Raw genomic sequence first — 25,522 nt, forward strand, 5'->3', positions numbered from 1 at the left:
GGCGACTGTAATCAGTCGCCAGAGTTTGAGCGGTTTTTAGCGTTCTTTTGATGCTTGGCCAGAGGGTCACTATCCAGTCCTTTCAACAAGCCTTTCATGCGATCGGCGAATGGACTGGTCAGTGGCAACTCTGTCAGGTCAGGTGGCTCATCGAAACGATGCAGGGTATTGATGTTGTTGGTCGTGACACCGAGCAGCAGGTAGTCATCGAAGGCTTTCACCAACATCAATTTTTCCCGGGTGCCCAAAGGCATGACCGACAGTACCTTGATGTGACGGTGATTGAAGCTCGCACCGCCAGCCATTCGTCGTACTAACCAGCCACACGCAAAGATAAGGCCAACAATGAAAATCAGCGTTAAAGTCAGCTTGAAATAGTCGCTGCCGCCGCCTGGCAGCACGCTTGACGTGGATTCCTGAGCCCAGCCTGGCAATGACCAAACGGCCATTATCAGGCTGACAAGACTGGCCAGCGTCAATTTTTTGCTGCGGGTGTCAAAACCCATGACGTTACCTCAGCCGTTGGATGCGTTCTTGCTGACTGACCACATCGGTTAAGCGAATACCGAACTTCTCGTTCACCATCACCACCTCACCGTGGGCAATCAAGGTTCCATTGACCAACACATCCAATGGCTCACCGGCCAGACGATCCAGTTCGATCACACTGCCCTGGTTCAATTGCAGCAGGTTACGAATGGGAATCTGGGTGTTGCCGACTTCCATCGAGATGGTCACCGGAATGTCGAGAATCACATCCAGGTTTGGCGTATCGTCGCTGCCTGCTGCACCGCTGGGGCTGCCCGGTGGCGTCACCTCGAATTCCTCAAGAGGTGCCCGCGGGTTGGCGTCCGCACTGATGTCGTCGTTGCTGTCGTCATCGTCTTCACCGGTCTCACCGGCTTCGGCCATGGCGGCCGCCCAATCTTCCGACAACGCCTCGTCTTCACCGCCGTCAACGTTGTTTTCGTCTTCGTTTGGCAGATCGTCATCACTCATCTTGATTCTCCTGCTTAACCGCCTCGTTTATGGCCTCGACGGCATGTTCTTCCCGTTTTTTCTGGCGCTGGCCCATGAGCCGCGTTTTTAGATCGCCGACATCGCGGGAGTTCGTCTTGACCGGCTTGATCACTTTCAATGCAAGGTTCTCGCCGGATTGACCCAATTTACATTCAAACAGTGGCACCTGATTGGCGGTCAGGGTGATGCTTTCGGGCAGATCGATCGGGATGATGTCCCCGGCTTCCAGCTCGACCAGATCGCGCAATTTGATATCGCGCTCCACCACCTTGGTATTCACCGGCACCTTGGCGCGCAGAATGTCGTGGCGCAGTGAATCGATCCAGCGATCGTCCACTTCGTCAACGTCACTCTGAACACCGGCATCCAACACTTCCCGCACCGGCTCGATCATTGAATAGGGCATGGTGACGTGCAGATCACCACCGCCACCATCAAGCTCGACGTGGAACGTCGATACCACCACCACTTCGCTGGGCGAAACGATGTTGGCCATCGCCGGGTTCACTTCCGACGATACGTATTCGAAATCGACATCCAGCACCGCCGCCCAGGCTTCTTTCATATCCTGGAAGACTTGCGACAGCACCATCTGTACCACCCGGATTTCAGTCGGGGTAAATTCACGACCCTCAATCTTGGCGTGGCGGCCGTCACCGCCAAAGAAGTTGTCAACCAGCTTAAACACCAGCTTGGCATCCATAATGAACAGCGCCGTACCACGCAGCGGCCGCACTTTCACCAGGTTCAAACTGGTTGGAACGTACAGCGTATGAACGTATTCACCGAACTTGAGAATCTGAATCCCGCCGGTGGCCACATCCGCACTACGCCGCAAGAAGTTGAACATGCTGATGCGGGTATAACGCGCGAAACGTTCATTGATCATTTCCAGGGTCGGCATCCGCCCCCGGACAATGCGGTCCTGACTGGTTAGGTCGTATGTTTTGACCCCAGTGCCGTCCCCGGCGTCCTCTTCTTCGACGGCGCCGTCATCAATGCCGTGTAAGAGCGCATCAATTTCGTCTTGTGAGAGTAAGTCCTGCACGGGACCCCCTATTGCATGACAAAGCTGCGGAACAGCACGGTTTCAATACCCGGTCGGCCCAGACGCATTTCCATGACGTCCTGTATGGTCTTGGTCAGATCTTCGACCAATTGCACCTTTCCGTCGGCCGTTCTCAGGTTGTTAAAGTCCTGTTCGGACAAGACTTCCAATAAATTGTTGCGAATCAGTGGCATATAGGTGTTAGCGGTATCGATCACCGCATGATCACGTGCCACGATGCTCAGCTCCAGCTGCAGGAAGCGGGTTCGCGCTCCTACGCTGTAATTCACAATAAACGGCGGCTGCAGCGCGAGATAAATCGCGGGCCCTTCCGTTAACATTTCTTCCGGCTGAGTCAGCGGTATTTCTTCCGGTTCTGGTGGCGCCTCTTCCTCACCACCGCGTCCCAATAAAAACCAGGTGGCCGCCACCGACAACATGGCAATCACCACCGCGCCACCGATCACCATGATCAATAACTTCAGTCGACTCTTACCACCGCCAGCGTCTTCGCCAGTTGTGGGGATCTCTTCCTCTGCCATACGCTCGCTCTCTTACTGCTGCTCGGCCCTGCATCAATCAGGGTGATGCTCACATTCTAGCGGACTGTGACGCCAGGACTAAACAAAGTGATCAACCAGGCCCATCGGCCGACTCGTATTGGCCGCCACAGGCGCTTCTGAATCGACGTCATCTGCGTCGCCACCGCCACGGCCATTGCCCTCGCCCGAATCCGTATTGCTATTGGAAGATGGCTGATCGCGCACATCCAGATTAGCCAAATTCAGGCCTTGCTGTTCCAGTATCTCACGTAACCGCACGCTTTGGCTTTCCAACGCTTCACGGACTTGTGGGTTGGGCGACGTGATCTGAACCTGGGTTTGATCGTTCTGCACCGTCACTTTAATGTCGAGCGCGCCTAAATCCGGCGGATCTAAGCGGATGGTGGCGTGTTTGATGTCCCCTTGCGCCATCATCTGAATGCGTTCGCTTAATTGACGGCTCACATCGGCCGAAACCAGCGGCCGATCAACGCGTTTCAAATCCAGCACCTGAGGTTGTTCCGGCGCATCGCTCTGCGACAACGACAGATTAACCACCTGGCTGTTGTCGGCCGTGGCATTAACCGCGCTGCTCAGTGCCGCCGCACGGGTTTCTGCGTCGGTTTTGGTGGCCAGAGTTTCACGCGCCATCTTAACCAGGGTGCTGTTAAAGGCGACATCATGGCTCACCGGGCTGGCAGGCATCAGTAACAAGGCTTGTTCGGGGCGGCTGTTATCCAGGGTAATGGGCAAACTGCCGCTGGTGGCACTGTTCTGAACACTTTGCAGCATCCGCGCCACCATCACCGCCGGAGACGGCGTTTTGCCGTCCGAGTACAGCGTTGCTTTACCGTTCAAGGCGTCGGCCAGAGTCCGCAACTCTTTCGACAAAGCCGGCGCGGCTTCAGCAACGGCCTCGTTGTCGCCTGCGGCGATGGCGTTCAACTGATCCAACCAACTGCTGAACTGGCCACCCAGCTCATCCAGCACCTGCGTTAATTGTTCGACTTGTTGCCATTGGCCGGCATCGGAAGCGGCCAGTTGTTCGGGGGTGATATTGATCTGCGGCGGGTTTTTGACCCAGGCCGTCATGGCGTTTATCACCGTCTCTGTTTGAACCAGGTTCAGCCCCAGCTCTTCATGCAAAAAGTGTTGCAAGCGATCAACCGCTTCAGGGTCGATCACCAACGTATCGCCAGTGACCCACTGCTCAACCGCGTCACTCGGCATATCGATGCCTAACTGTGCCAGCGCCGCTTCAATATCAAAGCCGTCCGTCTGGTCCAGGGTCGCATCGCTGTTCAGAGCGTCTGCGCTTTGCGCTGATCCATCCTCGGTGCTGTTCTGTACCGCTTCGCGTAAAGGTTTAACACCCAGCAGTTGCGCGATGGTGGCCCCTAACTCGTCCAAGCTGTGGTCCAGATCACCCAGCACATCAGCTGCCTCTTCGGTGGTCGGACCCAAGCCAAACAACCGAGCCAACCAAGATGTATCAGGAATATTCGACGCCAGATTTAAGCCACCGTCTTCACCGCTGACATCGAGATCCAGGTTGGGTACAGCTGAACCATTCGCCGCCACCGTCGAACCGGGTAATACCCCGGGCAGTACAACACCCTCCGGCAACATCCCGACCATGGCTTGCCGCTCCAGCGGCAAAACCTGACCCTCACCCTGGCCACCCAAGGCCGCATTCAGCAACTGAGGCGTCAATGCCGGGGCTTTTTCTGCATCAACTGATAACGATCGAGGCGCCGTCGCACCCGATAGCAAACGGGCAAACTGCCCACCCAAAGCCTCACCATTAGTGGCTTTCAGGGCATCCGGTGTTGTGCCTGAGGACAGGCTGGCAGGTTTTAGACTGGCATCCGGGCTGGTCACAAACAGCATGCGTGCTCTCTTTTGCAATATTCAGGACGACGGTGTCCAACCTAAACATAGCAATGGCCGGGCCAGCTTTGAGAAAGGGGGTGAATCAGAGGTATTGACTGCGCAGCAAACGCTCGACTTCGGTCAGTTCCGTACCGATATCCGCCAACAAAGAATCGACCGAATCCAATTGATCGGCGTTGGCCATCTCTTCAAGACGACGACACAACTGTGCCAGACGTGTCACGCCGACATTCAGGCAGCTGCCTTTAAAGCTGTGCGCGGTGCCTCTTACGGTCTGGGCGTCGGGTTCGGGGTGTTGATTAAGCGCGACTAATTCGGTGTAGCGCTCACGGGCATCGCCCAGGAAGGTTTCGATAAGATCGCTGAAGTCATCCTCTAGCAAATCACGCAGGTCAGTCAGAGCGGCGTCATCCAAGTGCTGGTCAGGTTGGTCAGCTGTCATCGCAAGTCATCCATTTAAATGCAGTTCACTCCAGGCTGGGCGGGGCCAGCAGAGCGTCGCCCGGACGCGATTCCCGGCGTCATTAAAGTCGAGTTCATCACACAGTCGCCGCACCAAGGCCAAACCACGTCCACTGTAGTCCGGGTTATCGGTCAGATACGCCAAGTCTTGATGAGAATGGGCAAAACCAGGACCTGAATCGGTGATTTCAAAGGTCAATTCGCCACCATTGCCAAGCGGACGGTGGCTAATATCCAGACAGACTTGTCCGCTGGTCAAATCCGCCAGGCGCTGTTCACGCAGCTGGTAATACTGCGCAAAACCTTGCGAATCCTGTTTCAGTTTAGAGTCCAGTCCCAACACCCCGTGTTCGAGCGCGTTATTAAACAGCTCGGCCAACACGGTATACAGATGACCACTGAGACTGCGTAACCCTTCCACCTCGGTCAGAATATTCAATACCAATGGCAAGGGGTTAAAAGCGCCGAGACTTTGAGGTCCTAACTGCAAATTCATTTGCCAATCCATGGGTCCGCCGATGGACGCTTTGTTGCTGTGCAACAGTGGCAGGCCAATCACATCCAGATCGACCATGGTGGCACTTAATAAAGTCGTGTCGTCATCGGGGCGGCTGCCCCCAATAAATTGGTCAACGGCGACAAGGATATCGTCAAATATCCGGTCCGGATCGGTTGCGTGGGTAAACAACGCATCCAGACGCTCTTCGCCAAACAACTCGCCGGCTTCGTTATGACTTTCAACAATGCCATCCGACCAGAGAAACACCCGGTCACCGTTGTGCATTCGATAGTCATTGGGCTGAGGTGAAAAACGACGCGATGGCAAAACACCCAGCGGTAAATTCGACGACGCCACCTTTTCCACCGCCCCGCTGTCGCCGCGATAGAGATACACCGACGGAACGCCACCGACCCAGATGCGCGCCATTTTGTTGGTCACGTCCAGATCGACCATGGCGCCACAACAAAACACTTCGGTCGGCAAGATGGTGTACAGCTTGGCATTGATTTCACGCAGCACATCTTCCATGGCGAAGCCTTTTTGCGTCATGCCATAAAAGATTTCCGCCACCGGCATCGCACCGATGGCCGCGGGCAGACCATGACCGGTAAAGTCGCCCAAAAATAACGATATACCGCCATCGGGTTTGCGCTCCGCCAAAACCGTGTCGCCATTAAACACCGCCAATGGCGACAGGGAATGACGTAAATTGGGCAACGCCAGGCAACCGGAGTGCGCGACGTTATCGAAAACGGTCTTAGCGACCTGCTGCTCCAGCAACATTTGACGATTGTGCGACTGCAACTGATCGTGCATTCGCCGCATGCGCCCAAAGGCGTTGATCTTGGCTTTCAGAATAACCCGGTTGTAGGGCTTGGACATGAAGTCATCACCGCCGCTTTCCAGGCAATTGGCCAGCGATGACGCATCTTGAAGTGAGGTCAGGAAAATGATCGGGACCAGCTGATTACCGGCCCGCTGCTTGATGAGACGACTGGCTTCAAAACCATTCATCTTAGGCATCAAAGCGTCCATCAAAATAATATCCGGAACGCTTTCGTTAAACCGCTCTAACGCTTCCTCGCCGTTGGTCGCCTCCACCACCTTGTGGCCTTCCTGCTGAACAATAGCACTGAGAATCCGACGATCGGTATTATTGTCGTCGGCTATCAGAATGGTGAGGGAGGCGCTCGACATATTGGGCGCGTTTATTCGATTCGGAACAATTGTCCGAAGTTTGAAATGGATAAAATCTTCCGTACGTCCTCATTGCAATTGACGATACGAATATCCGAGTTATCGCCGCCAGCGTGATCGCGCAACAGCAACAACATACCCAAGGCTGAACTGTCGAGGTAGGTCGCTTCACTCATATCAATGGTGTAGCCCTGAATATCAGGGGCTGCATTCTCATAAATCTGACGAAATTCCTGATGCGAACTAAAATCGAAGCGGCCGGTAATTTTTATGGTGATTTCCGTACCGTTGTCGTTGGGTATTGCCGAGACGGTCATAGTGGTTCCTCTAATCAGGCGGGGCGCCTTGAGCTTCATTGTAGTCGGCTTTATCGCAGTCGCCAGCCGGTTATACAACGTCGACTGCGCATCCGGCCAAAGCCACTGTAATGTCTGTATAACCTGGCGCGCAACTACCAACTGTGTGTGCGTTGTCGCATCTGACTGACCACTTCATCCAACGCTTTTTGCTCGCGCCGGTCGGCTTCAATAAGCTCTTCCATAGAGACTTTTTCGACCAGTTGATTGAGTGTTTTACGGCGCTGATACAGCGATTGCCAGTGCGCCAGTAATTTGGCTTCCTGTTCTTGCCATTGCTGAATCACCCCGCGCTGACGTCCCATGACGGTTTCCAGCTGGTCAATAAACCCCTGAGTACGACGCCATTGTTCAATGGAAATACCGCCGCCACCACTGGCCTGCAACGACTGGTGATAATCGCGCTGATAGTCGGCCAGCTCATCCAGCTGTTTGATTTCCTGCTCCAGCTGCGCACGGGCCTGTTGCAAGGCTTGAGCCGCCTGATCCTCACGCTGCTTGGCTAGTCGTTCAATCACCTGTAACCGTTCCGATCGTTTCATCGCCAATTACCGTCTTGCCTGAGCATTACCGGCACGGCGGCTGCGCCCGCCGGGTTTGGCCAGAGGCCGCCCTTTTTGCAGGCTGCCACCACCGCCAGCATTGGGGTTTTCCTGCGCGACCGGCAACATCTGTTGCATCTGTGTCAGACTTTCTTCATACCCCACCCGTTCACCCAGCCCTTGTTGCAGAAAACCGGTGACGCGCGGGTACAGTGCAATGGCTTCATCAATCGATTGATCCGACCCGGGTGTATAAGCACCGATGGAAATCAGATCGCGGTTTTGCTGATAGCGCGCCCAGATCTGTTTGATCTTTTGCGCCTGTTTAAAATGGGCGTCGTTCACCACCTGAGACATCGCCCGGCTGATGCTTTGTTCAATATCGATGGCCGGGTAGTGGCCTTCTTCCGCCAAACGCCGGTTCAACACAAAGTGACCATCGAGAATGGCACGCGAGGAATCGGCCACCGGATCCTGCTGATCATCGCCTTCGGTCAGTACGGTGTAGAAAGCGGTGATCGAACCGCCCCCGGCTTCGGCGTTACCGGCCCGCTCCACCAATTGCGGGACACGAGCAAACACTGAGGGTGGATAACCTTTGGTCGCTGGTGGCTCACCAATGGCCAGCGCAATTTCACGCTGTGCCTGGGCATAACGCGTCAACGAATCCATCAGCATCAGTACATTCTTGCCCTGAGCGCGGAAATATTCGGCAATGGCGGTGGTGTATTGGGCCGCGCGCAAACGCAGCAAAGGGGCATCATCAGCGGGCGATGCCACCACGACCGACCGTGCCAAGCCTTCGTCACCCAGAATGTCTTCAATAAACTCTTTCACTTCCCGGCCGCGCTCGCCGATCAGGCCGACAATGGTAATGTCAGCGGTGGTAAAGCGGGTCATCATGCCCAGCAACATGGATTTACCAACACCGGAGCCGGCAAACAAACCCAGACGCTGACCACGGCCCACGGTTAATACGGAGTTGATGGCACGAATACCCACATCGAGCGGTTCACGAATCGGCTGACGATGCAGCGGGTTGATGGTTTCGCCGTTGAGATTCTGGCGCACACGACAGCCAATAGGCCCTTTGCCGTCAATCGGCTCACCAAAGCCATTGACCACCCGGCCGAGCAATTCTTCGCCAATCACCAGCTCGCTGGCGGTTTCTACCGGTACCACACGCGCACCGGCACGCAACCCACTGATGGGCTGCACCGGCATTAAGAAGGCTTTGTCGTCCTGAAAACCCACCACTTCGGCTTCGATGCAATTGCCGCGATCAATCACCTGGCAGCGTTCGCCAACGGTGGCATTCAAGCCAATGGCTTCGAGTGTCAGACCCACCATGCGCGTCAGCCGCCCTTCGACAATGACCGGCGCCTCTTCGGGTAACCAGCGTTGGCAGTCGTTCAGGTAATCAGCGAGGCTCATCGTCTTGCGGCTCTTGGGAATCAGTAGAGGAATTCAGTTCGTTCTCAGGCGGTTCGGCGTCGTCCGTGCTGGCAGGCTCAGGTGGCGGCTCAGCTGGGTCGATCTCGGCGCTGGACTCGTCTTCGGTTACAGCCGAAGCATCGGCTTCTTGCTGAGTCGGGTCAGCCGCCGCCTCATGCTGCGACGATGTATCGCTCTGCGCTGCGTCTGCTTCCGCGTAATCCGTTGCACGGGCATCGGCTTTAGGTTCCGTGCTGGTCGAAGGGGCACCGGCCGATTCGCTGAGAATTTCCTGCGGCTGATCGTCGGCACTCAATGGCTCGTCCATTCCCTCAGCGTTGGCTTCGGGTAATGACCAGGGTTGGCTCAATTCTTCCAAACGGTCGGACAAGCCCGCCTGCGCCAAAAGGTTACTGACCTGTTGGCGAAAACGATGCTCCAAGCTGTAATCGACATAACTGAAACGACTGCGAACCCGGCACCCACCGCGATTCAATTGCGCATCCGCCTGCAATGTCCAGTGACTGTCGGCAATGGTTTCAACCAGCGCCAGATCGTCGGGGTGCAATTCAATGGTGAGTCGCTCATCGGCGTTGGGTAATGCCTGAATGGCGCTGTGCACCAGCGCTTGAATGTGGTCGGGTTTTAACGCCATTTCGGCGTCGAACAGATTGCGCGCCAGACGCACGGCCAACGCCGTCAAGCCTTCACGCAAGGCCGCTTCCTGTTTCGGCAGCAAGCCCTGCAATTGATCCAGCACCGCTTTCAGTGGTGCCAGTTCCTGATCCAGTCGGTTTTGCTCGGCTTTTAATGCGGCGTCAAAACCGGCTTGTTCCCCCACACCACGACCAACCTGTTCACCGGCCTCGTAACCTTGCTGGTGCCCGGCTTTATGACCTTCCTGCTGGCCTTGTTTCATGCCTTGCTGATAGCCGGATTCAAAACCTTCGTTAAAGGCGTCATCGTGAATCTGGCGGATTTCTTCAGCGGTCGGTGGCTGAATGTCGACGCTTTCGACGTCTTCGGTCACGGTGGCGATCGGTTTGGGCCGATCGTCGATCAGATTACCCTGGGCATCCCAGCGCGGCAGTCGATAGGTTTCCACGTCCAGATCGGTATTGTTCTCATCTGGATGCAACGGCGGTTTATTCATCGATGGCGCCATAACCTACAACTCCCCTGGCGGCGGCCGAGCACGACCTCACACCATGGCCTCGCCACCGCTGCCGCCCAGTGCAATCTCGCCGGAATCGGACATGCGACGGGCGATGTTGAGAATTTCTTTCTGTGCCACTTCCACATCGCTGAGTTTGACCGGACCCATGGCGTCCATATCGTCGCGCAGAATTTCGGCGGCACGCTTGGACATATTGCCGAGCATTTTTTCCTGCAGTTTCTGATCGGAACCGCGCAAGGCCACCTTGAGCAAATCGGTCGGCACTTCGCGCAGCAACATCTGAATACCGCGGTCGTCGATGTCGGACAGGTTTTCGAACACGAACATAAGGTCGGCAATTTCCGCCGCCAGATCTTCGTCGACGGTTTTGATGCCGTCCATGATTTCGGCTTCGACGCTGGACTCGAGGAAGTTCATGATCTCGGCCGCTGTCTTCACGCCGCCCAACGACTGAGCCTGAGCACCGGCGCTGGAAGAGAATTGTTTTTCCAAAATGGAGTTCAACTCCTGCAAAGCGATTGGCTGGACCGTTTCCAGTGCCGCCACACGCATGACGATATCCAAACGCACCTTCTCGCTGAATTGTGCGAGAATTTCCGCCGACTGATCCGGCTCCAGATAAGCAATCACAATGGCCTGAATCTGCGGGTGTTCGTTGCGGATGATGTCGGCCACGGCACGCGGCTCCATCCACTTCAGCGTATCCAGGCCGGTGGTGTTACCACCGAGCAGAATACGGTCGATCAGACCGGTTGCCTTGTCGGCACCCAGGGCCTGAGTGAGCATGTTACGAATGTAATCATTGGCGCCAATACCGAGACTGGTTTGACCCCCGACTTCTTCCAGGAACAGGCGCACGGCCCCTTCCAACTGTTCTTGGCGCACTTCCGAGAGACCGGACATGGCGGTACCGACACGCTGAACCTCTTTCGGCCCGAGATGTTTGAGCACCTCAGCCGCGTCGGCCTCACCGACACTCATCAGCAGGATCGCCGCCCGGTTCAGCCAACTGATGCCGTCGAGCGCCTTCGTGGCGTCTTCTTCGGCGCCCTGGGGCACCGGCAAATTGGGATTCTGCTCAGTCATTGCTCATGATCCAACGTTTCAGTACCAGTGCCACCCGGCCCGGGTCTTCAGCGATCAGGCCGCGCAAGGCGTCCAACTGCCGTTCAAACTGTTCCGACGGACCTGGCAGCGCGTATTCGTCGGCGGTGCTCAGCGTTACCTTATCGTCGGTGATGGAATCCTCATCGACATCCAGCGACGCCAGATCATCCTCTTCCTCGTCTTCCTCACCACGGCTCAGCAAGGAGCGCAGTGCCGGCCTCAGTATGCCGAACACCAGAATCAGAACAAAGAGGCCAGCCAATATCTGTTTGGCAATCTCCCAGAACCAAGGCTGGGTGTACCAAGGCGAATCTTCCACCGCATCGCCCACGCCGCGGAAACCGGAGTTGACGATGTTGACGCTGTCGCCACGGCTGGGGTCGAAACCGACCGCATCCTGAACCAATAAGCGCAACTGCTGCAGATCTTCTTCGGTCCAGTTCTCGCGCTCCAGCTCGCCGGTTTCCGGGTTGGTGCTGACCAAATCATCGACCACCACAGCAACCGTCAGACGACGCATCCGGCCTTGCTGGAACTGAGTGTAGCTCAGGGTGCGGTCAACTTCGTAGTTGCGCGTGGCTTCGTTCCGCGTGGTCGACGGCGGCGGCGTGTTGTTCTGCGCTTCCGGGTCGACTTCTTCCGGCGCTTCTGCCGCGCCCGGAGGCTGGTTCGTCAGCGCGCCCGGAATACCGCCTTCCGGCTCGCCGATGCGTTCTTCTTCGATGGTCTGCTCTGACCGCAGTGCAATCAGGTCCGGGTTGTACAGCTCTTCCGCCTGCTCGACCTGAGTAAAGTCGATATCGGCGTTCACTTCGGCGCGGAAATTATCGCGACCGACCACCGGGCCCAGAATGGAGTTAATCTGGTTCAGCAGGTTGTCTTCGACCCGCTGGGTGTACTGGAACTGCCGATCGGTGAGTTCTTCCTCGGGATTCTCAGTCTGCGCCGACAACAACTGGCCGCGCTGATCGACCACCGAAACACTTTCGGGCTTCAATTCAGGAATGGAGGTGGCAACCAGGTTACGAATGGCGCGAATCGAATCGATGTCCATGTCCGCGCCTGCGTGCAACTCAGTAAATACTGAGGCCGTCGGCTGACGACGGTCGCGAATAAAGACCGACCGTTCGGGAATGGCCAGATGCACGCGCGCAGCCCGCACCTGATTCATCGAGGCAATGGTACGCGCCAGTTCGCCTTCGAGCGCACGCATGTAGCGAGCGTTTTCCATAAACTGAGAGGTGCCGAGCGGCTGATCCTGATCAAGCAGTTCATAACCGACGGTCTGATCGTTCGACAAGCCGGCACCGGCAATGGCCAAGCGCGCCCGGTGCAGGTCATCCTGGCGGACCAGAATGACGCCACTGGCGGGGTCGATATCGAAGTTCACTTTTTCGTTCTGCAACACCTGAATGACATCGGCCGCTGCATAGGTGTTGGTGGAATTCATCAAGGGGTGATAGGTCTCACGCTGTGACCAGAGCACGACGCCCAAACCCAAAGCAATACTGGCCGCCAGACCAACCAGCAGGCCGAACTGCCGCATCATGGTCAGGCGATTGAAACCCGCCACCAGAGGATGCATGCGCTTAAGCGCCGAGGGTTCCTTGTCGACCAGATCGGGACTGTCGCTGCTGCCAGCACCGGTTGTGGCAACCGCACGGCTGCTGGAACCGGTATCGTCAGCCGTGGCTGGCAATCCGCTTTGGGCGTTGTTATCGCTGTCGTCGGAAGAATTACCGGCTGCAGCTGGGACGTTCTCTGTCATGGTCTCGCTTCACTCTTCAGCACCGGTATTCCCGGCGTGCTGACACCCATCGGCATCAGATCGGCATGTTCATGATTTCCTTATAAGCCTCGACCATCTTGTTACGAACCTGAGTCATGGCTTGAAAGGAAACACTGGATTTTTGTAAGGCGATCATCACTTCGGGCAAGTCGACTTCCGGGTCGCCCTGCTCGTAACGCGTGGCAATTTCACTGGCCGCCATCTGAGTGTCGTTAACGGTATCGACGGCCGATTTGAACATCTCACCGAAGGACGGCACATCGCCCATCGGTGGCATACCCTCGGCTTCGTTAATGCCACCGGGCGTTTGTGCGGGAGGAAGATTGAGTTCGGCTTCCGGACGAATGGGACCGGACTGATTACGCACCTGCTGCATCTGCTGCTCGAACGACGGTCCTTGCAGCGGTTGCTCCATGGCCGGACGTGGCACTTGCATCTGCTCACGGATGGAGCGCATTTGCCCAAGTACGTTTTGAATGTCGGCTCGATCAGTCATCTGCCTATCCCTCTTCCCTCTGACACTTTGCTTTTGAAAAACATCTTGGTTTAAAAACAGAGTGTCAAAAATTCGCTGCTGCGGTATGCACCAGGCTGTCTGCCTCTGGGCAAGCGACAAAAAACAGTCACTTTCGTCGTCTATACGCCCGCTATACAGTGATTGAGCAAAGGGCGGGCCAACTTTTGCCGGCGGCGGGATTTTTCCGGTTATCCCCTGCCGCCGGCCGCCGGTTAGCGAATACCGGCGATGGCTCCGTCCACGTCCATGCCCAGCTCACGCATGCGCGCCAGCTTGTAACGCAAGGTTCGCGCTGAAATACCCAGCTTATCGGCCGCTTTATTTTTGCGACCGCCGGTCACGCGCAACGCGTTCAAGATCAGTTCGAATTCGTGGTGTTTTAAATCGCGATGGATGCCATCGTTATTGTCTTCATCAAGCATCACCTCCTGCGGCGCTTCGGCCGATTCGACACGCGCATGGGTCATCATCGGACGACGCGATTCGAAGTCGATCAGGTGTTCGCCATCCAGGCCCAGATCCTGAGACGTCACCCATTGGCCGCTTTGCAAAATCAAAGCGCGCTGCAAGGCGTTGTCGAGTTCGCGGATGTTGCCCGGCCAGTCGTAACTGAGAATGCGATCGCGCGCGGAATCATCCAGCGCCACCTTGCCTTTGTGCATCTTGCGCGCGTGCTGCGACAACAGGTGTTCCGCCAGCGGCAGCAAATCGCCACGACGGGCACGCAATGGTTGCCATTGCAGCGGGAAAACGTTCAGACGGTAGTACAGATCTTCACGGAAACGACCGGCGCGGACTTCTTCTAACAGATCGCGGTTGGTCGTCGCCAGCACCCGTACATCCAAGGCGATGGTGCGGCGGCCGCCGATGCGTTCCACTTCGCGCTCCTGCAGGACGCGCAATAATTTGGCTTGCAGCCCCAAATCCATTTCGGAAATTTCATCGAGTAAAATGGTGCCGCCGTTGGCCTGCTCGAATTTACCAGCCTGACTTTGAATGGCACCGGTAAAGGCCCCTTTCTCATGTCCAAACAAGGTGGCCTCAAGCATATTTTCCGGAATGGCCGCGCAATTAATGGCGACAAACGCTTCGCTCGCGCGCGCCGATTGCTGATGAATAAACCGCGCCAGCACTTCTTTACCGGTACCGCTTTCACCGCTGATTAAAATGGTGGAATCGGTGGCCGCCACTTTGCGCGCCAGTGTCAAAACCTGCTGACTGGCGGGCTCGACCGCAATGGGATCGTCCTGCGCGGTCACTGCGACCTGGCCATGGCGTTCAATCAAATCGATCAACTGATCCGGCTCAAACGGCTTAACCAGATAATCAACCGCTCCGGCTTGCATGGCGGCGACGGCTTTATCGACCGCCGCATAAGCGGTGATCAACAGCATGGGTAAATCGGCATGATGGGTGCGCACATAGTCGAGCAACTGATGGCCATCCATGCCCGGCATGTTGACATCGCTGACGATGAAATCGACCGATTGCTCTTTCAAGCGAGCGACCGCTGCTTCGCCACAATCGGCTTCGATCACGTCATAGTCCGATAACTTCAACGTGTCGCTCACCGCTTCACGCAAGTTGGCATCATCTTCTACGATCAAAATATTCATGATGGTCTTTCTCCTAAACGACGCCTTCAGCGCTCGGCCCTAACGGGCAGGTTCAGGTGCACGACAGTGCCCTTGCCAGGCTGGCTGTCGATCTCGAAATCGCCCTGATGGGCACGGATAACGGCCATAACAACGGGAATACCGAGTCCGGTGCCATGGCTTTTAGTGGTGAAAAAAGGTTCGCGAATTTGCGCCAGGGTATCTTCGTCCATACCTGGTCCCTGATCGCGGATGGTTAACCGCAACCGGTCGCCAGTGCGCTGCGCAGCGATGGCAATATCGGGATTATTCGGGCTGGCTTCGAAGGCGTTATTGATCAGATTGCACAACGCGCTGACCAGCGCATCTTTCTGACATTGCAATTCCACATCCGCGGCATAGTTTTGCCAGTGCAAGGCGTCGGGATATTGCTCTGTGCGGGCTGACAAATTGTCGGCCATGACCGAGAACAACTCGCCAACGGTCAGCCGATGCACCAACTGACATTCGCCTTTAACAAATATCAGCATGTCCTGAACTTGTTGTTCGAGGTGATGCAGACGACCGATGAGCTTGTCGACAAACTGGCCACGCACATCATCACTGACGCGCGGGTTTTTTAAGTTGGAGGCGTACAACATGGCAGCCGACAAGGGTGTGCGGATCTGATGCGCCAAGGAGGCCACCATTCGCCCCATCGCTGTCAGCCGTTCGTGGCGAGACAACTTAGCCTGCAACGCACGCGTTTGTGTTTGGTCGCTGAGCAAAATCAGCTGACCGGAATTATCCAGCGCACAGGTTTCAATACTGACCAGACGACCATCGACCAACGAAATTTCATGGCCATCGTTTTGCCGTGGTTTAAACGTCTGACGAATGATCCGACCCCAGGGTACGCCCACCAGTTCCGGCAATCGTTCACTGACCAGCAGCGACTGGGCCGCCGGATTCACCCGTCGCACAATGCCGGTGTTATCCACTACCACCACACCGGCGGGTAACAGATTCAGCAAGCTTTCCAACTGATCGGCCAGGCGCTCTTTTTCACTGAGCTCCTGCATGCGTTGCTCACTGACCGAGGCCAATTCACCACTGAGCTCCAGTACCCGACTTTCCAGCAATTCGTAACTTTCGGTCAGCTGCTCCGACATTTGGGTAAAGGTCACGAAGGCCTGTTGCAGATCGGCAAGCGAACGATCCCGCATCGCTTCCGGTGCTGGCTTCTGCATCAAGCTGTCAAATTCGGGCGCGCCCATGAATACTCCCACTGACCATTTATTGGCACTATTTCGTCTCTGGGAGGGGCTACTGCAAAGGTGGTGCCAAAAGCGGCAAAGTCTGGCCGCACCTGGGCTACCAGCGGGATTTCAGGCGGAAATCATCCATCGGCGGCAATGTCTTGACGGATTTTGACCGGCTTTTTATCAACGTCAGGCAACGCTTGATAAGCGATCAGAAAAGCATAACCAGGCTGGCACTGGGGAATGGATCTCGGAGGGAAAACCGCCTGGCGCAGAACCGCACCAGGCGGAGTCAATCAATTCACGGCTTCGCGTTTATTGATTTTGTACTTGCGCATTTTCTCAACCAATGTGGTCCGACGAATATGCAATTTTTCAGCTGCGCGAGCGACGACACCCTGAGCGTCATCCAACGCCTGCTGAATGAGTGAGCGCTCCAATTCGGTCAGATACTCTTTGAGGTCCAGACCATTCACCGGCAACAATGCCGACTGATCGAAACTCAGGCCGCCACCGCCATCAGCCGAAGCAACCACCGGCATGGAACTCATCAAGGCTTCGTCTTCGTCTTCAACATGGCGATATTTCACCGGCAATTCCTGTACGCCAATCACGCCGTAAGGATGCATGATGGCCAGACGCTCAACCAGGTTCGCCATCTCCCGAACATTGCCCGGCCAGTCATGACGCACCAGCGACATAATGGCCGCTGAACTGAAACGAATGGAACCGCGTTTTTCATTTTCCATGCGCGAAATCAATTCGTTTAACAGCAGCGGAATATCTTCAGATCGCTCACGTAGCGGCGGCATTTCAATCGGGAAAACGTTCAGACGGTAATACAAATCTTCGCGGAACAGACCTTCTTCGATCATCTGTTCCAGGTTGCGATGCGTTGCAGCGATGACGCGGATATCGCAGGTAAAGGTTTTATTGCCACCGACGCGTTCAAAGGTTCGTTCCTGCAACACACGCAGCAGTTTCACCTGCATGTTCAGCGGCAAATCGCCGATCTCGTCGAGGAACAGCGTGCCACCTTCGGCCATTTCAAAGCGACCGGCACGGGCGGTAATGGCACCGCTGAAGGCGCCCTTTTCGTGGCCAAACAATTCGCTTTCAATCAATTCACTGGGAATGGCACCGCAGTTAACCGGCACAAAGGGTTTGTGGCGTCGATGCGAGTTGTAGTGCAGATTGCGGGCAACCACTTCTTTACCGGTGCCGCTTTCGCCTTGAATCATCACGGTCACTTCTTTGTCGGCAACCTGAGTCATCATTTCGCGGACTTGCTGGACGCCCCGGCTGGAACCGACCAGCGAGCGGAACAGGTTCACTTCGCGGCGCTGACCGCGACCGCGGGTCAGATCAAACTGTTCGCGATACATCTGCGCTCGATGGAGGGTATCGAGCATCTTGTTATAGGTCGGTGGGGAATGCAGTTTGGCAATCACCTGACGACGCAGGGATTCATCCAGTAATTCAACTTCCGGGTGGTCGTCCATCAGAATGATGGGCAAGCCTTCGTCCCACTGCACCAGCGACTGAACCATGCTGGTCAGCGATGGGCCACTGCGACCGACCAAAACTGCCACCAGGTCTTCCGGGCCAGATACCGTATCAGTAATCTGCGCCTGCCAGTTCTCACTGGAAACGCCGACACAGGATTCACCGAGAAACTGAAGGATCACTTCAAAGTCTCGTCGACGCTGCTCGTCGTCGTCGATCATCAACAGTTTGATTTCACGCAACATCGTGAACAATTCCTCACAAAACACCGGAAGGATGTCACAGTCAAAGTGAGTAAACGTCAGCAAATTGACTGTCAAACAATAGTAAAGACGTATCGACTCTGACTGTCAAACCGATGACTACTTCACATCTATGCCCGAATTTACGCTGATAAGACGTTGATTTTCAAGCGGTTTACACGGTAATTCAAACGCTTCTCTGACAGACCGCACAGTCAGTTACAAAAAAAAGAGCCTCACCGGGCCTGGCGAGCTGGCTGACACCATGATTTGCAAGGGAGATTTAACCAGTGATTTCCCAGCGTTGCTGGTGCAGATCGGCGGCTTTAGCCGCTTGATCGTCACGCACTTCCGCAATAACCGCTATGGAGTTTTGGTACAGGTCGATCAACCATTCCAGGTGGCGCTGCAAGCTCCGACTGTGAAAACCTTCACTCGCTAACGCCTGATTGATGTCGGCAACCAGGTGATTCACCGCATCGTCCCATACCAGAAGCTTGCTGTGGTCTGGCGCAGACTGCAGCGCCAGACCCTGTTCTATCAACTGACGAGCCTGCCCTACCAACGCGTCTTCAGACTTGGCCTCACCGGCCATCGGGCGCTCCAGCGGGTGTTGTGCCGAGGGCTTCATCACGGATGGCATCCCAGGCTGATTTAATCTGCACCAGCAGGTCTGTCACTTCATCCAGAATACTGTTGTCGTTACGCACGTTGGCTTCAAACAAACGGCGAATCATATAGTCGTATAAACGCTCGAGATTGAGCGCAAGATCGCCTGTATCGGTATTCAGGCTGTCTTGCAGGCCACCGATGATATCGATGGCGGAGTTCAACGACTGACTTTTACGATCGTACTCCTTACGTTCGATATGGCCTTTGGCGGTGGAGATGCGCGCCAAAGCCCCTTCAAACAAGAGCTGGATCAGGCGATGCGGATCGGCATCCATGATCGATGTTTCGGTACTGACCGTTTGGTACTGCTTGATACCCTGAGCGTACATAGGGGTATTACCTCGCTGACGGCTGGAATCATTCATAAGCCACCTCCCGAAAAGTCTTCCGGAAGCATACTTCAGTTAGCGGCGGCGTGCGTGGAAAGTTGAGCCTCATCTGACACCGCCCCGATGCGCTTATTTTTCATACTGGCACCCTCTTTGCTCTAACCCCGGTAGACCCCGCTTTAGCGCGCTGCTGCGCTCTGAAAACGGTAAGGATTTGCCGGTCAGGTACCTGAAAAGGTTATTTTTTGGCCGGTCTGGATGGATAAATGGCTCGTGTGAGCCGGATGGGTAGCCTATGAGACATGCGTCCCAAGCCCTAACGCGACTGGATCCTCTCGACACCGGCGACAGCCCTTCGCTGTCAGATCTGGAACGACAGGCACGACACTGCTATGACCAAAGTCTGAGCAGCCGCGTCAGTAACGAACACACGGTCCAGTACCGCGGTCAGGCGCGTGACCTGGCCCTGCGTATGCTGGAGTTGGCTCCAGACCACGCTGCTGCGCTCAACCTGCTCGGCCGAATCGCCCTGGATGAGGGTTTTTATGATTCGGCAGAAACGCTGTTGGAACAGGCGCTGGCACACAACGGTCGCGATGCCGGGTGTTGTTTTTCACTGGGCCACGTCAAACTGGCCTTGCGGGATTACGACGCCGCCATTCGGCTGTTTACCCGAGCCTTGGAACTGGCGCCCGGCGAAACCCGGGCCGCCAGCTCACTGGTGTATACCTTTGCCCGCCAGGGCAAAATGACCCAGGCGTTCAGTGGCTACCGCAAGCTTTTCAGGGTTCACCCAGACGACCCCCACATCCGTTCTCAATTATTCGACGTGGCCCGTCACATTCAGGCGGACACCTATCAACCTGAACTGGAAGCCGATGTTGTTGGCTGGTTAAAACTCGACGACGTTGACCACGATGGACTGGCTCGCCTGGCCGCCAGCTTACTGAAACACAAATACCACCTGGACGACCCGGACGCTGTTATCGACCTGCAAGATCTGGTGCGCGATGAATTGCTGCAACTGGCGCTCAGCCGGTTGTATTTTACCAACGCCGAGCTGGAATCCTTTCTGGTCATGGTGCGCAAGCAATTGCTGTTACACAGCCTGGCGGGTCAATTCAGCGATACTGCTTTACTGCGTCTGGCCGCGGCGTTTTGCATGCAAGCGGCGCATAACGAATACGTGTACGCCATCGACGAAGACGAACAATCCCTGGTGATCGCGCTGCGCGACTTGCTGCACAGCACGTTACAGTCCAGACCCCAGCCTCAACCTGCCGATTTACTCAGCGCCTTACTGATGTACGGCATGTATGAACCCATGGCGGAGTTACCCGCCAGTGAACGCCTGCTCGAGATCGCCACCAACCGTTGGCCATCGTATGCCCGGCCGGTCATCACCCATTGCCTGGCCGGCCCGCACGCCGAACTGCGCGAAGCGGCGCGCATCGAACGACTGACGCCCATTCAGGATGAGGTCTCGCTCAAAGTGCAGGCCCAGTATGAAGAGTCGCCCTATCCGCGCTGGCTGCACCTGGGCTACAACACCCCGACCAACTATGGTCGCGCCCTGGAAGCTGAGCTGGAGGGCTATCGCGCTCCTCAGTTTTTCAATATGGGCACCATCAAAGTGTTGGTTGCCGGGGCAGGCACCGGACGCCACGCCTTACGCATCGCCAAATATTTCCGCAACGTTGAGGTGACCGCCCTGGATTTAAGTGCCCGCAGCCTGGCGTACGCTAAGCGCATGGCGCAGCGTCACCACCTGCGCAATCTGCGCTTCCTCCAAGGCGATATTCTTGAGCTTGATCATCTGCAAGAACGCTTCCACGTCATTGAGTGCTCGGGTGTGCTACACCACATGGACGAGCCAGAGGCCGGTCTGACCCAGTTACTGCCCAAACTTGAAGACAAGGGCGTCATGAAGATCGGTCTCTACAGCGAAGCGGCGCGACACCGGGTGGTGGCCGCCCGGCAATGGATCGAAGAATGCGGCTATGGCACCTCCCGCGCCGACATTCGTCATTTCCGGGCCAACCTGATGGCCGGCCGGTTAGGCAGTCAGGTTGACGGCTTACTGGAAAGCCCGGATTTCTATTCAACCAGTGGCTGTCGTGATTTGCTGTTCCACGTACAGGAGCATCGCTTTACACCCAATCAGTTGTCGCAAATGTTGCAAACCCATCAATTGGATTTTCTCGGCTTTGCACTGCCCACGGATGTTCGCCGCGCCTATACCGAGGCCAACCTTGGCAAACTAACGGACTTATCCGCCTGGGATCAGTTCGAGCAACAACATCGCGATACCTTTGCCGGTATGTATCAGTTTTTTGTACAACGGCACTAGCGTTCGCAGTCACATAAAAAAGCCCGCACACCGCGGGCTTTTTTTATTCAATTGACTGACGTCATCGACGCAAGGGGTTTATTCACCGCCACCACTCATCGCCTTAAATTGCTGCTCCAGGAAACTCTCGGTGGTCTGCAACTGGCTGATGATTTGGTCGTTAAAAATAAACTTGCTTTGCAAGCGTGCTTCGTAAGCCGCCATGCGGCGATCCAAATCGCTGCGTTCTTCTTCAACGGCCGCCAGATCATCCTCAAGGGCGCCTTCACGATTGGACAATAAACCGTCACCGCTCATGGCGTCGTCGAGCGCTTTATCCATCTCGAAGAAAATACCTTGCACCAGTGTAATGCTGCCTCGGTCACCGGTTTGCGAACCCGTCACCCGAATCATCAAACCCTGAGACGGATCGGGATCACCGACGGACTGTTTACCATCCACCGGTGGTGTCGATGTTGTCATACCAAAGACATCAATGGCGCCGGCATCAATTTCTTTAATTCGTACCGTCGATTCAGGACCGGTGCTGGTGGAGAAAATACCAAAGATATTCGTGTCCGGATCAAACTGAACATCCACCGACTTACCTTGCGCTGCCAAGGTGGAGTCGTTGTTGATCTGAGCTTTCAAGGCCGATGCCAATGCTTCACCGGTGTTGTAGGCACCGTGTGGCAGCGTAATTGTGCCCGATTCAATGCCATCAATTTCAAAGGTGAAGTTATCGTTGCTGGCATCAATGATGACGGAGCTGCTGAAGTCGGCGCCGACACCGCCCAACACATAACCATTGGTGGCCGATTCATTGCCGGCTTGTGCCGTCAAATACTGGCCACTGCCCGTAGCCTCAACACCATTAATGGTGCCTTTTACATCGAGACCTCGAACCGGTTCGGATTCATCGCCTGACGGCAGGTAAAAGCCCAACTGAACCGCAGCAACCCCACTGACTGCTGAGAACTCAACAGAGGTGTCGTTGCCAAAGCTGATGTTAAAGCGACCGTGACCACTGGCATTGGTTTCATAAGTGACCGATGCCTGGGAATCAAAGCCGTTATACTCGCCCAGATCCATGCCGAAGGCATCAGCACCGTTAATCAGCGGGCCTTCATCGGCCAGGCCCAACACCGATTGCGCATTGGCATCGGCATTCTTCAATTCAATCGTGGCATCCGCGCCAAAGGTGGCTTCGGTTCTCTGACCGTTTTTAGAGACGGTTTCAAAGTACAGTTGATTGCTGGCATCCAGTCGGGCCACCACATCGCCCGCCTGGAATTCGCCGCCACTGTTGGCTTGCGACAAGGCCGTATCCAGCGCTTCCTGAATGGCCGCCAGATTCGATTCGGCATCGTTGCTGCCCGCGGTACCATCACCATCAACCGTTACGTCGATATCAATGCCATCGACTTCCAGCGTAAAGTTGGCCGGACTGGCACTGAAATCAATGCCCGTTGAGAGATCGACAGAGCCCGCCGACGTCGAAGCACCACTGCCGTCTTTGGTCACTTCCAACACTTCACCCGAGCCTGTGGCATCGGTTTGCAGAACCAGACCGTTGCCCACCATATAGGCCGTCACCACGCCGGCCCCCAATTCGGCATCAATCGCTTGCTGAATGCTGTCGAGGTTATCCGCGCCATTGGCGTCGACATCAATGGTGTAATCGGTGCCGTTCAAATTGAACTGGAACTGCGCCGGATCACTGGCGAAGTCGATATTGTTGGAAATATTCCGACCACCACTGGTGGTCTGCGCACCTGAGGCACCGGCTTGAATCGTTGCGTCCGCATTAATGGCGGTTTCGATGGCCGTGGCCAATTCTGCCGCCGTTTCATAACTGCCCGGCGGAACGGTGATAATGCCGGAGGTCACAGCGACCTGGCGGTTGTCGAGCTTGATCTGAATGTCCGCGCCCGCACTGATGCTCACACCGCTGGATGAGGTGCCTTCTTGCAAACCCAGGAAATCAGCGCCGCTTGTACTGACATTGGCAATGTCGATGGTCTGTGAGCCGGCCTGAGGATCGGTGCGGAAGAAAAGCCGCCCTGAGCTGTCAAACTCGGCGGTCACGACGCCATTGAAACCGGCATTATTCAGTTCGGACTGGACGTAGGTTAAAACATCCTCGCGGTCACGGTCGGTGGTTACTTCACCGTCGTTATCGAGAATGTCGCTCCAGTCTTCATCCAGGGTAATGGTCTGAGGCACGCCATCCAGGCCGGTGCCCGTGCCGGTCACCGTCAAGTCGAAACTGACGGTGTTGTTACTGAAATCGATGCCCTGATCTTCGGCCACCGTCTGGGTACCGGACAAGCTGGTAGCGGCAAAGCCGGTCTCACCCAGAGCTTTGAAGAACTGACCTTCAACCCCACCCTGCCCGGCTTCAGCGATACCCAACGTGCCCGCCACCGTGGCATCGGCCCCGGTAATGTTGATGGTCGACTCACTGCCAAACTTGGAGGAGGTAATGTTCAAACTTTGATTGGCCGCATCAAACTCAACCGTGGCGGTTTGAGTGCCACCAAACGCCGAGTTGATGGAATCCTGAATCATCAGCGCCAGGTCATCGCCACTGCTGTAGCTGCCCTGCTCAAGGGTAATCTGGCGAGTCGAACCATTCAGTTCGATGGTAAAGCTGTCGTTGCTGCCCCCAATCACCAGGTCGGTACCGAAGGCGAGCGCGTCGGTCGACTGACCGGTCCATTGAGCCTGGGTCGCTGCCCGCTCCACAAAAATGTCGTACTCACCCGGCTGGGTTTTACTGGACTGGGTGACGTAGCGAATTTGACTGTCGGTAACGGTTTGCTGAGTCGCCAATAACCCAGCAATACCATTGGCGTCCTCGTCCAGCGCTTTGATGAAATCGCTGCGGTTAAACATCAGTTGATAACTGTTGTTTTTATCCGTTCCCAAACCAATTTGCGACAAGCTGTTGTATGTCGCACCCACCAAGCCTTCGACCATGCTCGACATGCTGCGTCGGATATCGGTGTAGAGATTTCGAACCACGGAGTCGCCCATCAACAAACCGGCTTCCTGAGTTTCCGGGTCGTACTTGGTGACTTCATCGTAGATCAGCTTGAGTTCGTTATAGGCTTCGACGTACGACTCCATCTGATCCGCAATTTCAGCGGTATTGCGGTTTACATTCAGACTGATATTGCCGGTCGTCACCTCGTTGAGGTTTAAGGTGACACCTTGAATCACCTTGTCGAGTGAATTCGAAGCGGACGAGACCTGCAGACCATTAATGCGCATCACCGCATCCTGGCCTTGCTGGGTTTCGGTCATGTTATTGGCCGGATCATTCTGGCTGCCGTTATAGGCCAGCGCCTGGAGACCCGCGTCACCGGTGGCGGTAATTTCCATGCTGGTGGCTTCACCGGTCTGTTCGCTGGTTAACAGCAACCGGTAACCCGCGCCATCAAATACCAGGCTGGCACTGACGCCATCGACGTCTTTGTTAATGGCATCACGGATACCGGATAAGGTGTTGTTCTCCGAGGTGATGGTCAACGTCGTGGAGGTGATGTCGCTGTTTTGCTCGAAGCCATCATAATCGCCGCTGCCGTCGTAGCTGGTCGTACCGAAGCTAAACGTCAGGGACCCGGTGCCGATGGTGTCGTTCACCGATGAATAGGATTTGGATGCCAGCGTATGGGCACTGGCCACCTGATCGATGGCGATCTGGTAGTTGCCCGGCTCGGCGGTAGAATTGGTGGTTGCCGTTAATGCGCTTTCGTTGCTGCTAACGGCCGTTGTGCCTTTGATGGTGTTGGCATTGGACAGCCCCGCCGCGGCGGAATGCAATTTATCCAACGCGCTGCGCAATTCACCGTAGGCGGTGATCTTGGTTTCAATCGTTGCCTGCTTGGTATCCAGACGCAGATCGGTCGCTTCTCGTTCGGCAGCGATGATATCGGTGAGCAGTTCGGTGGTCAGCAGACCGGAACCGACGCCCAAAGAAGAAACACTGGCCATAGCAACAACACCCTACTGATTGA

Annotated in this window: 21 protein-coding genes; 1 reads left to right on the top strand and 20 read right to left on the bottom strand. The window is 55.7% G+C overall.

Annotated features, from left to right (window positions below; translation table 11 throughout):
- Positions 1–11: 11 nt before the first annotated feature.
- The 19 genes from fliO to fliS all read right to left on the bottom strand — a co-directional run bounded on the left by fliO (position 12) and on the right by fliS (position 19,207).
- On the bottom strand, positions 12–506 hold the full coding sequence (gene fliO, locus BGP77_RS14525; RefSeq protein WP_108165428.1) for a flagellar biosynthetic protein FliO: 495 nt from the start codon (positions 504–506) through the stop codon (positions 12–14).
- Positions 507–510: 4 nt separating this feature from the next.
- Complete coding sequence (gene fliN, locus BGP77_RS14530; protein WP_108165429.1) at positions 511–999, bottom strand: flagellar motor switch protein FliN; 489 nt, start codon at positions 997–999, stop codon at positions 511–513.
- The gene (gene fliM / locus BGP77_RS14535) at positions 992–2,068 is read right to left on the bottom strand and encodes a flagellar motor switch protein FliM (protein WP_108165430.1); all 1,077 of its coding nucleotides are present in this window, start codon (positions 2,066–2,068) and stop codon (positions 992–994) included. Before fliM ends, fliN begins: the two co-directional genes overlap by 8 nt.
- Positions 2,069–2,076: 8 nt before the next feature.
- A complete protein-coding gene (locus BGP77_RS14540) occupies positions 2,077–2,610 on the bottom strand; it encodes a flagellar basal body-associated FliL family protein (RefSeq protein ID WP_108165431.1) in 534 nt (177 codons plus the stop codon).
- Between the two features lie 78 nt (positions 2,611–2,688).
- Positions 2,689–4,500 (bottom strand): flagellar hook-length control protein FliK, encoded by a 1,812-nt coding sequence (locus BGP77_RS14545; protein WP_108165432.1) that lies wholly within the window; start codon positions 4,498–4,500, stop codon positions 2,689–2,691.
- An 85-nt stretch (positions 4,501–4,585) separates the two neighbouring features.
- Positions 4,586–4,945, bottom strand: coding sequence for an Hpt domain-containing protein (locus tag BGP77_RS14550; protein ID WP_108165433.1), 360 nt, complete (start codon positions 4,943–4,945; stop codon positions 4,586–4,588).
- Positions 4,946–4,951: 6 nt separating this feature from the next.
- The gene (locus BGP77_RS14555) at positions 4,952–6,664 is read right to left on the bottom strand and encodes a fused response regulator/phosphatase (RefSeq protein ID WP_108165434.1); all 1,713 of its coding nucleotides are present in this window, start codon (positions 6,662–6,664) and stop codon (positions 4,952–4,954) included.
- A gap of 11 nt (positions 6,665–6,675) precedes the next feature.
- On the bottom strand, positions 6,676–6,981 hold the full coding sequence (locus BGP77_RS14560; protein ID WP_108165435.1) for an STAS domain-containing protein: 306 nt from the start codon (positions 6,979–6,981) through the stop codon (positions 6,676–6,678).
- A gap of 134 nt (positions 6,982–7,115) precedes the next feature.
- Positions 7,116–7,562 (bottom strand): flagellar export protein FliJ, encoded by a 447-nt coding sequence (gene fliJ, locus BGP77_RS14565; RefSeq protein ID WP_146171264.1) that lies wholly within the window; start codon positions 7,560–7,562, stop codon positions 7,116–7,118.
- 6 nt (positions 7,563–7,568) lie between these two features.
- The gene (gene fliI, locus BGP77_RS14570; protein ID WP_108165437.1) at positions 7,569–8,996 is read right to left on the bottom strand and encodes a flagellar protein export ATPase FliI; all 1,428 of its coding nucleotides are present in this window, start codon (positions 8,994–8,996) and stop codon (positions 7,569–7,571) included.
- Positions 8,983–10,149, bottom strand: coding sequence for a flagellar assembly protein FliH (locus BGP77_RS14575; protein WP_158269395.1), 1,167 nt, complete (start codon positions 10,147–10,149; stop codon positions 8,983–8,985). Before BGP77_RS14575 ends, fliI begins: the two co-directional genes overlap by 14 nt.
- A 48-nt stretch (positions 10,150–10,197) precedes the next feature.
- Positions 10,198–11,259 (bottom strand): flagellar motor switch protein FliG, encoded by a 1,062-nt coding sequence (gene fliG, locus BGP77_RS14580; protein WP_108165439.1) that lies wholly within the window; start codon positions 11,257–11,259, stop codon positions 10,198–10,200.
- Complete coding sequence (gene fliF / locus BGP77_RS14585) at positions 11,252–13,048, bottom strand: flagellar basal-body MS-ring/collar protein FliF (protein WP_233252365.1); 1,797 nt, start codon at positions 13,046–13,048, stop codon at positions 11,252–11,254. The genes fliG and fliF overlap by 8 nt, the downstream gene beginning before the upstream one ends.
- A gap of 55 nt (positions 13,049–13,103) precedes the next feature.
- On the bottom strand, positions 13,104–13,565 hold the full coding sequence (gene fliE / locus BGP77_RS14590; protein WP_108165440.1) for a flagellar hook-basal body complex protein FliE: 462 nt from the start codon (positions 13,563–13,565) through the stop codon (positions 13,104–13,106).
- Positions 13,566–13,798: 233 nt separating this feature from the next.
- Complete coding sequence (locus tag BGP77_RS14595) at positions 13,799–15,202, bottom strand: sigma-54 dependent transcriptional regulator (protein ID WP_108165441.1); 1,404 nt, start codon at positions 15,200–15,202, stop codon at positions 13,799–13,801.
- A 26-nt stretch (positions 15,203–15,228) separates the two neighbouring features.
- Positions 15,229–16,437 carry a PAS domain-containing sensor histidine kinase gene (locus BGP77_RS14600; protein WP_233252366.1) on the bottom strand — a complete coding sequence of 403 codons (1,209 nt, stop codon included), beginning with the start codon at positions 16,435–16,437 and terminating at the stop codon, positions 15,229–15,231.
- A gap of 281 nt (positions 16,438–16,718) precedes the next feature.
- Positions 16,719–18,173, bottom strand: a complete 1,455-nt coding sequence (locus BGP77_RS14605; RefSeq protein WP_108165442.1) for a sigma-54 dependent transcriptional regulator — start codon at positions 18,171–18,173, stop codon at positions 16,719–16,721.
- A 280-nt stretch (positions 18,174–18,453) separates the two neighbouring features.
- Entirely contained in the window at positions 18,454–18,765 is a 312-nt protein-coding gene (locus tag BGP77_RS14610) for a hypothetical protein (protein ID WP_108165443.1), read from the bottom strand.
- Positions 18,755–19,207 carry a flagellar export chaperone FliS gene (gene fliS, locus BGP77_RS14615; protein ID WP_233252367.1) on the bottom strand — a complete coding sequence of 151 codons (453 nt, stop codon included), beginning with the start codon at positions 19,205–19,207 and terminating at the stop codon, positions 18,755–18,757. Before fliS ends, BGP77_RS14610 begins: the two co-directional genes overlap by 11 nt.
- Positions 19,208–19,466: 259 nt before the next feature.
- Here fliS and BGP77_RS14620 point away from each other — a divergent pair, with 259 nt between their 5' ends.
- Positions 19,467–21,521 carry a class I SAM-dependent methyltransferase gene (locus tag BGP77_RS14620; protein ID WP_108165444.1) on the top strand — a complete coding sequence of 685 codons (2,055 nt, stop codon included), beginning with the start codon at positions 19,467–19,469 and terminating at the stop codon, positions 21,519–21,521.
- 78 nt (positions 21,522–21,599) lie between these two features.
- On the opposite strand, the gene fliD is transcribed toward BGP77_RS14620, so the two are convergent.
- On the bottom strand, positions 21,600–25,499 hold the full coding sequence (gene fliD / locus BGP77_RS14625) for a flagellar filament capping protein FliD (protein WP_108165445.1): 3,900 nt from the start codon (positions 25,497–25,499) through the stop codon (positions 21,600–21,602).
- Positions 25,500–25,522 lie beyond the last annotated feature (23 nt).

It is taken from the genome of Saccharospirillum sp. MSK14-1, from assembly GCF_003054965.1.
Taxonomy (GTDB): Bacteria; Pseudomonadota; Gammaproteobacteria; order Pseudomonadales; family Natronospirillaceae; genus Saccharospirillum.

Excerpts from the sequence above, each read along its gene's own strand:
- fliO (WP_108165428.1), bottom strand. The coding sequence starts at position 506 with ATGGGTTTTGACACCCGCAGCAAAAAATTGACGCTGGCCAGTCTTGTC.
- fliN (WP_108165429.1), bottom strand. The coding sequence starts at position 999 with ATGAGTGATGACGATCTGCCAAACGAAGACGAAAACAACGTTGACGGC.
- BGP77_RS14540 (WP_108165431.1), bottom strand. The coding sequence starts at position 2,610 with ATGGCAGAGGAAGAGATCCCCACAACTGGCGAAGACGCTGGCGGTGGT.
- BGP77_RS14545 (WP_108165432.1), bottom strand. The coding sequence starts at position 4,500 with ATGCTGTTTGTGACCAGCCCGGATGCCAGTCTAAAACCTGCCAGCCTG.
- BGP77_RS14550 (WP_108165433.1), bottom strand. The coding sequence starts at position 4,945 with ATGACAGCTGACCAACCTGACCAGCACTTGGATGACGCCGCTCTGACT.
- BGP77_RS14555 (WP_108165434.1), bottom strand. The coding sequence starts at position 6,664 with ATGTCGAGCGCCTCCCTCACCATTCTGATAGCCGACGACAATAATACC.
- BGP77_RS14560 (WP_108165435.1), bottom strand. The coding sequence starts at position 6,981 with ATGACCGTCTCGGCAATACCCAACGACAACGGTACGGAAATCACCATA.
- fliJ (WP_146171264.1), bottom strand. The coding sequence starts at position 7,562 with ATGAAACGATCGGAACGGTTACAGGTGATTGAACGACTAGCCAAGCAG.
- fliI (WP_108165437.1), bottom strand. The coding sequence starts at position 8,996 with ATGAGCCTCGCTGATTACCTGAACGACTGCCAACGCTGGTTACCCGAA.
- BGP77_RS14575 (WP_158269395.1), bottom strand. The coding sequence starts at position 10,149 with ATGAATAAACCGCCGTTGCATCCAGATGAGAACAATACCGATCTGGAC.
- fliG (WP_108165439.1), bottom strand. The coding sequence starts at position 11,259 with ATGACTGAGCAGAATCCCAATTTGCCGGTGCCCCAGGGCGCCGAAGAA.
- fliF (WP_233252365.1), bottom strand. The coding sequence starts at position 13,048 with ATGACAGAGAACGTCCCAGCTGCAGCCGGTAATTCTTCCGACGACAGC.
- fliE (WP_108165440.1), bottom strand. The coding sequence starts at position 13,565 with ATGACTGATCGAGCCGACATTCAAAACGTACTTGGGCAAATGCGCTCC.
- BGP77_RS14595 (WP_108165441.1), bottom strand. The coding sequence starts at position 15,202 with ATGAATATTTTGATCGTAGAAGATGATGCCAACTTGCGTGAAGCGGTG.
- BGP77_RS14600 (WP_233252366.1), bottom strand. The coding sequence starts at position 16,437 with ATGGGCGCGCCCGAATTTGACAGCTTGATGCAGAAGCCAGCACCGGAA.
- BGP77_RS14605 (WP_108165442.1), bottom strand. The coding sequence starts at position 18,173 with ATGTTGCGTGAAATCAAACTGTTGATGATCGACGACGACGAGCAGCGT.
- BGP77_RS14610 (WP_108165443.1), bottom strand. The coding sequence starts at position 18,765 with ATGGCCGGTGAGGCCAAGTCTGAAGACGCGTTGGTAGGGCAGGCTCGT.
- fliS (WP_233252367.1), bottom strand. The coding sequence starts at position 19,207 with ATGAATGATTCCAGCCGTCAGCGAGGTAATACCCCTATGTACGCTCAG.
- BGP77_RS14620 (WP_108165444.1), top strand. The coding sequence starts at position 19,467 with ATGAGACATGCGTCCCAAGCCCTAACGCGACTGGATCCTCTCGACACC.
- fliD (WP_108165445.1), bottom strand. The coding sequence starts at position 25,499 with ATGGCCAGTGTTTCTTCTTTGGGCGTCGGTTCCGGTCTGCTGACCACC.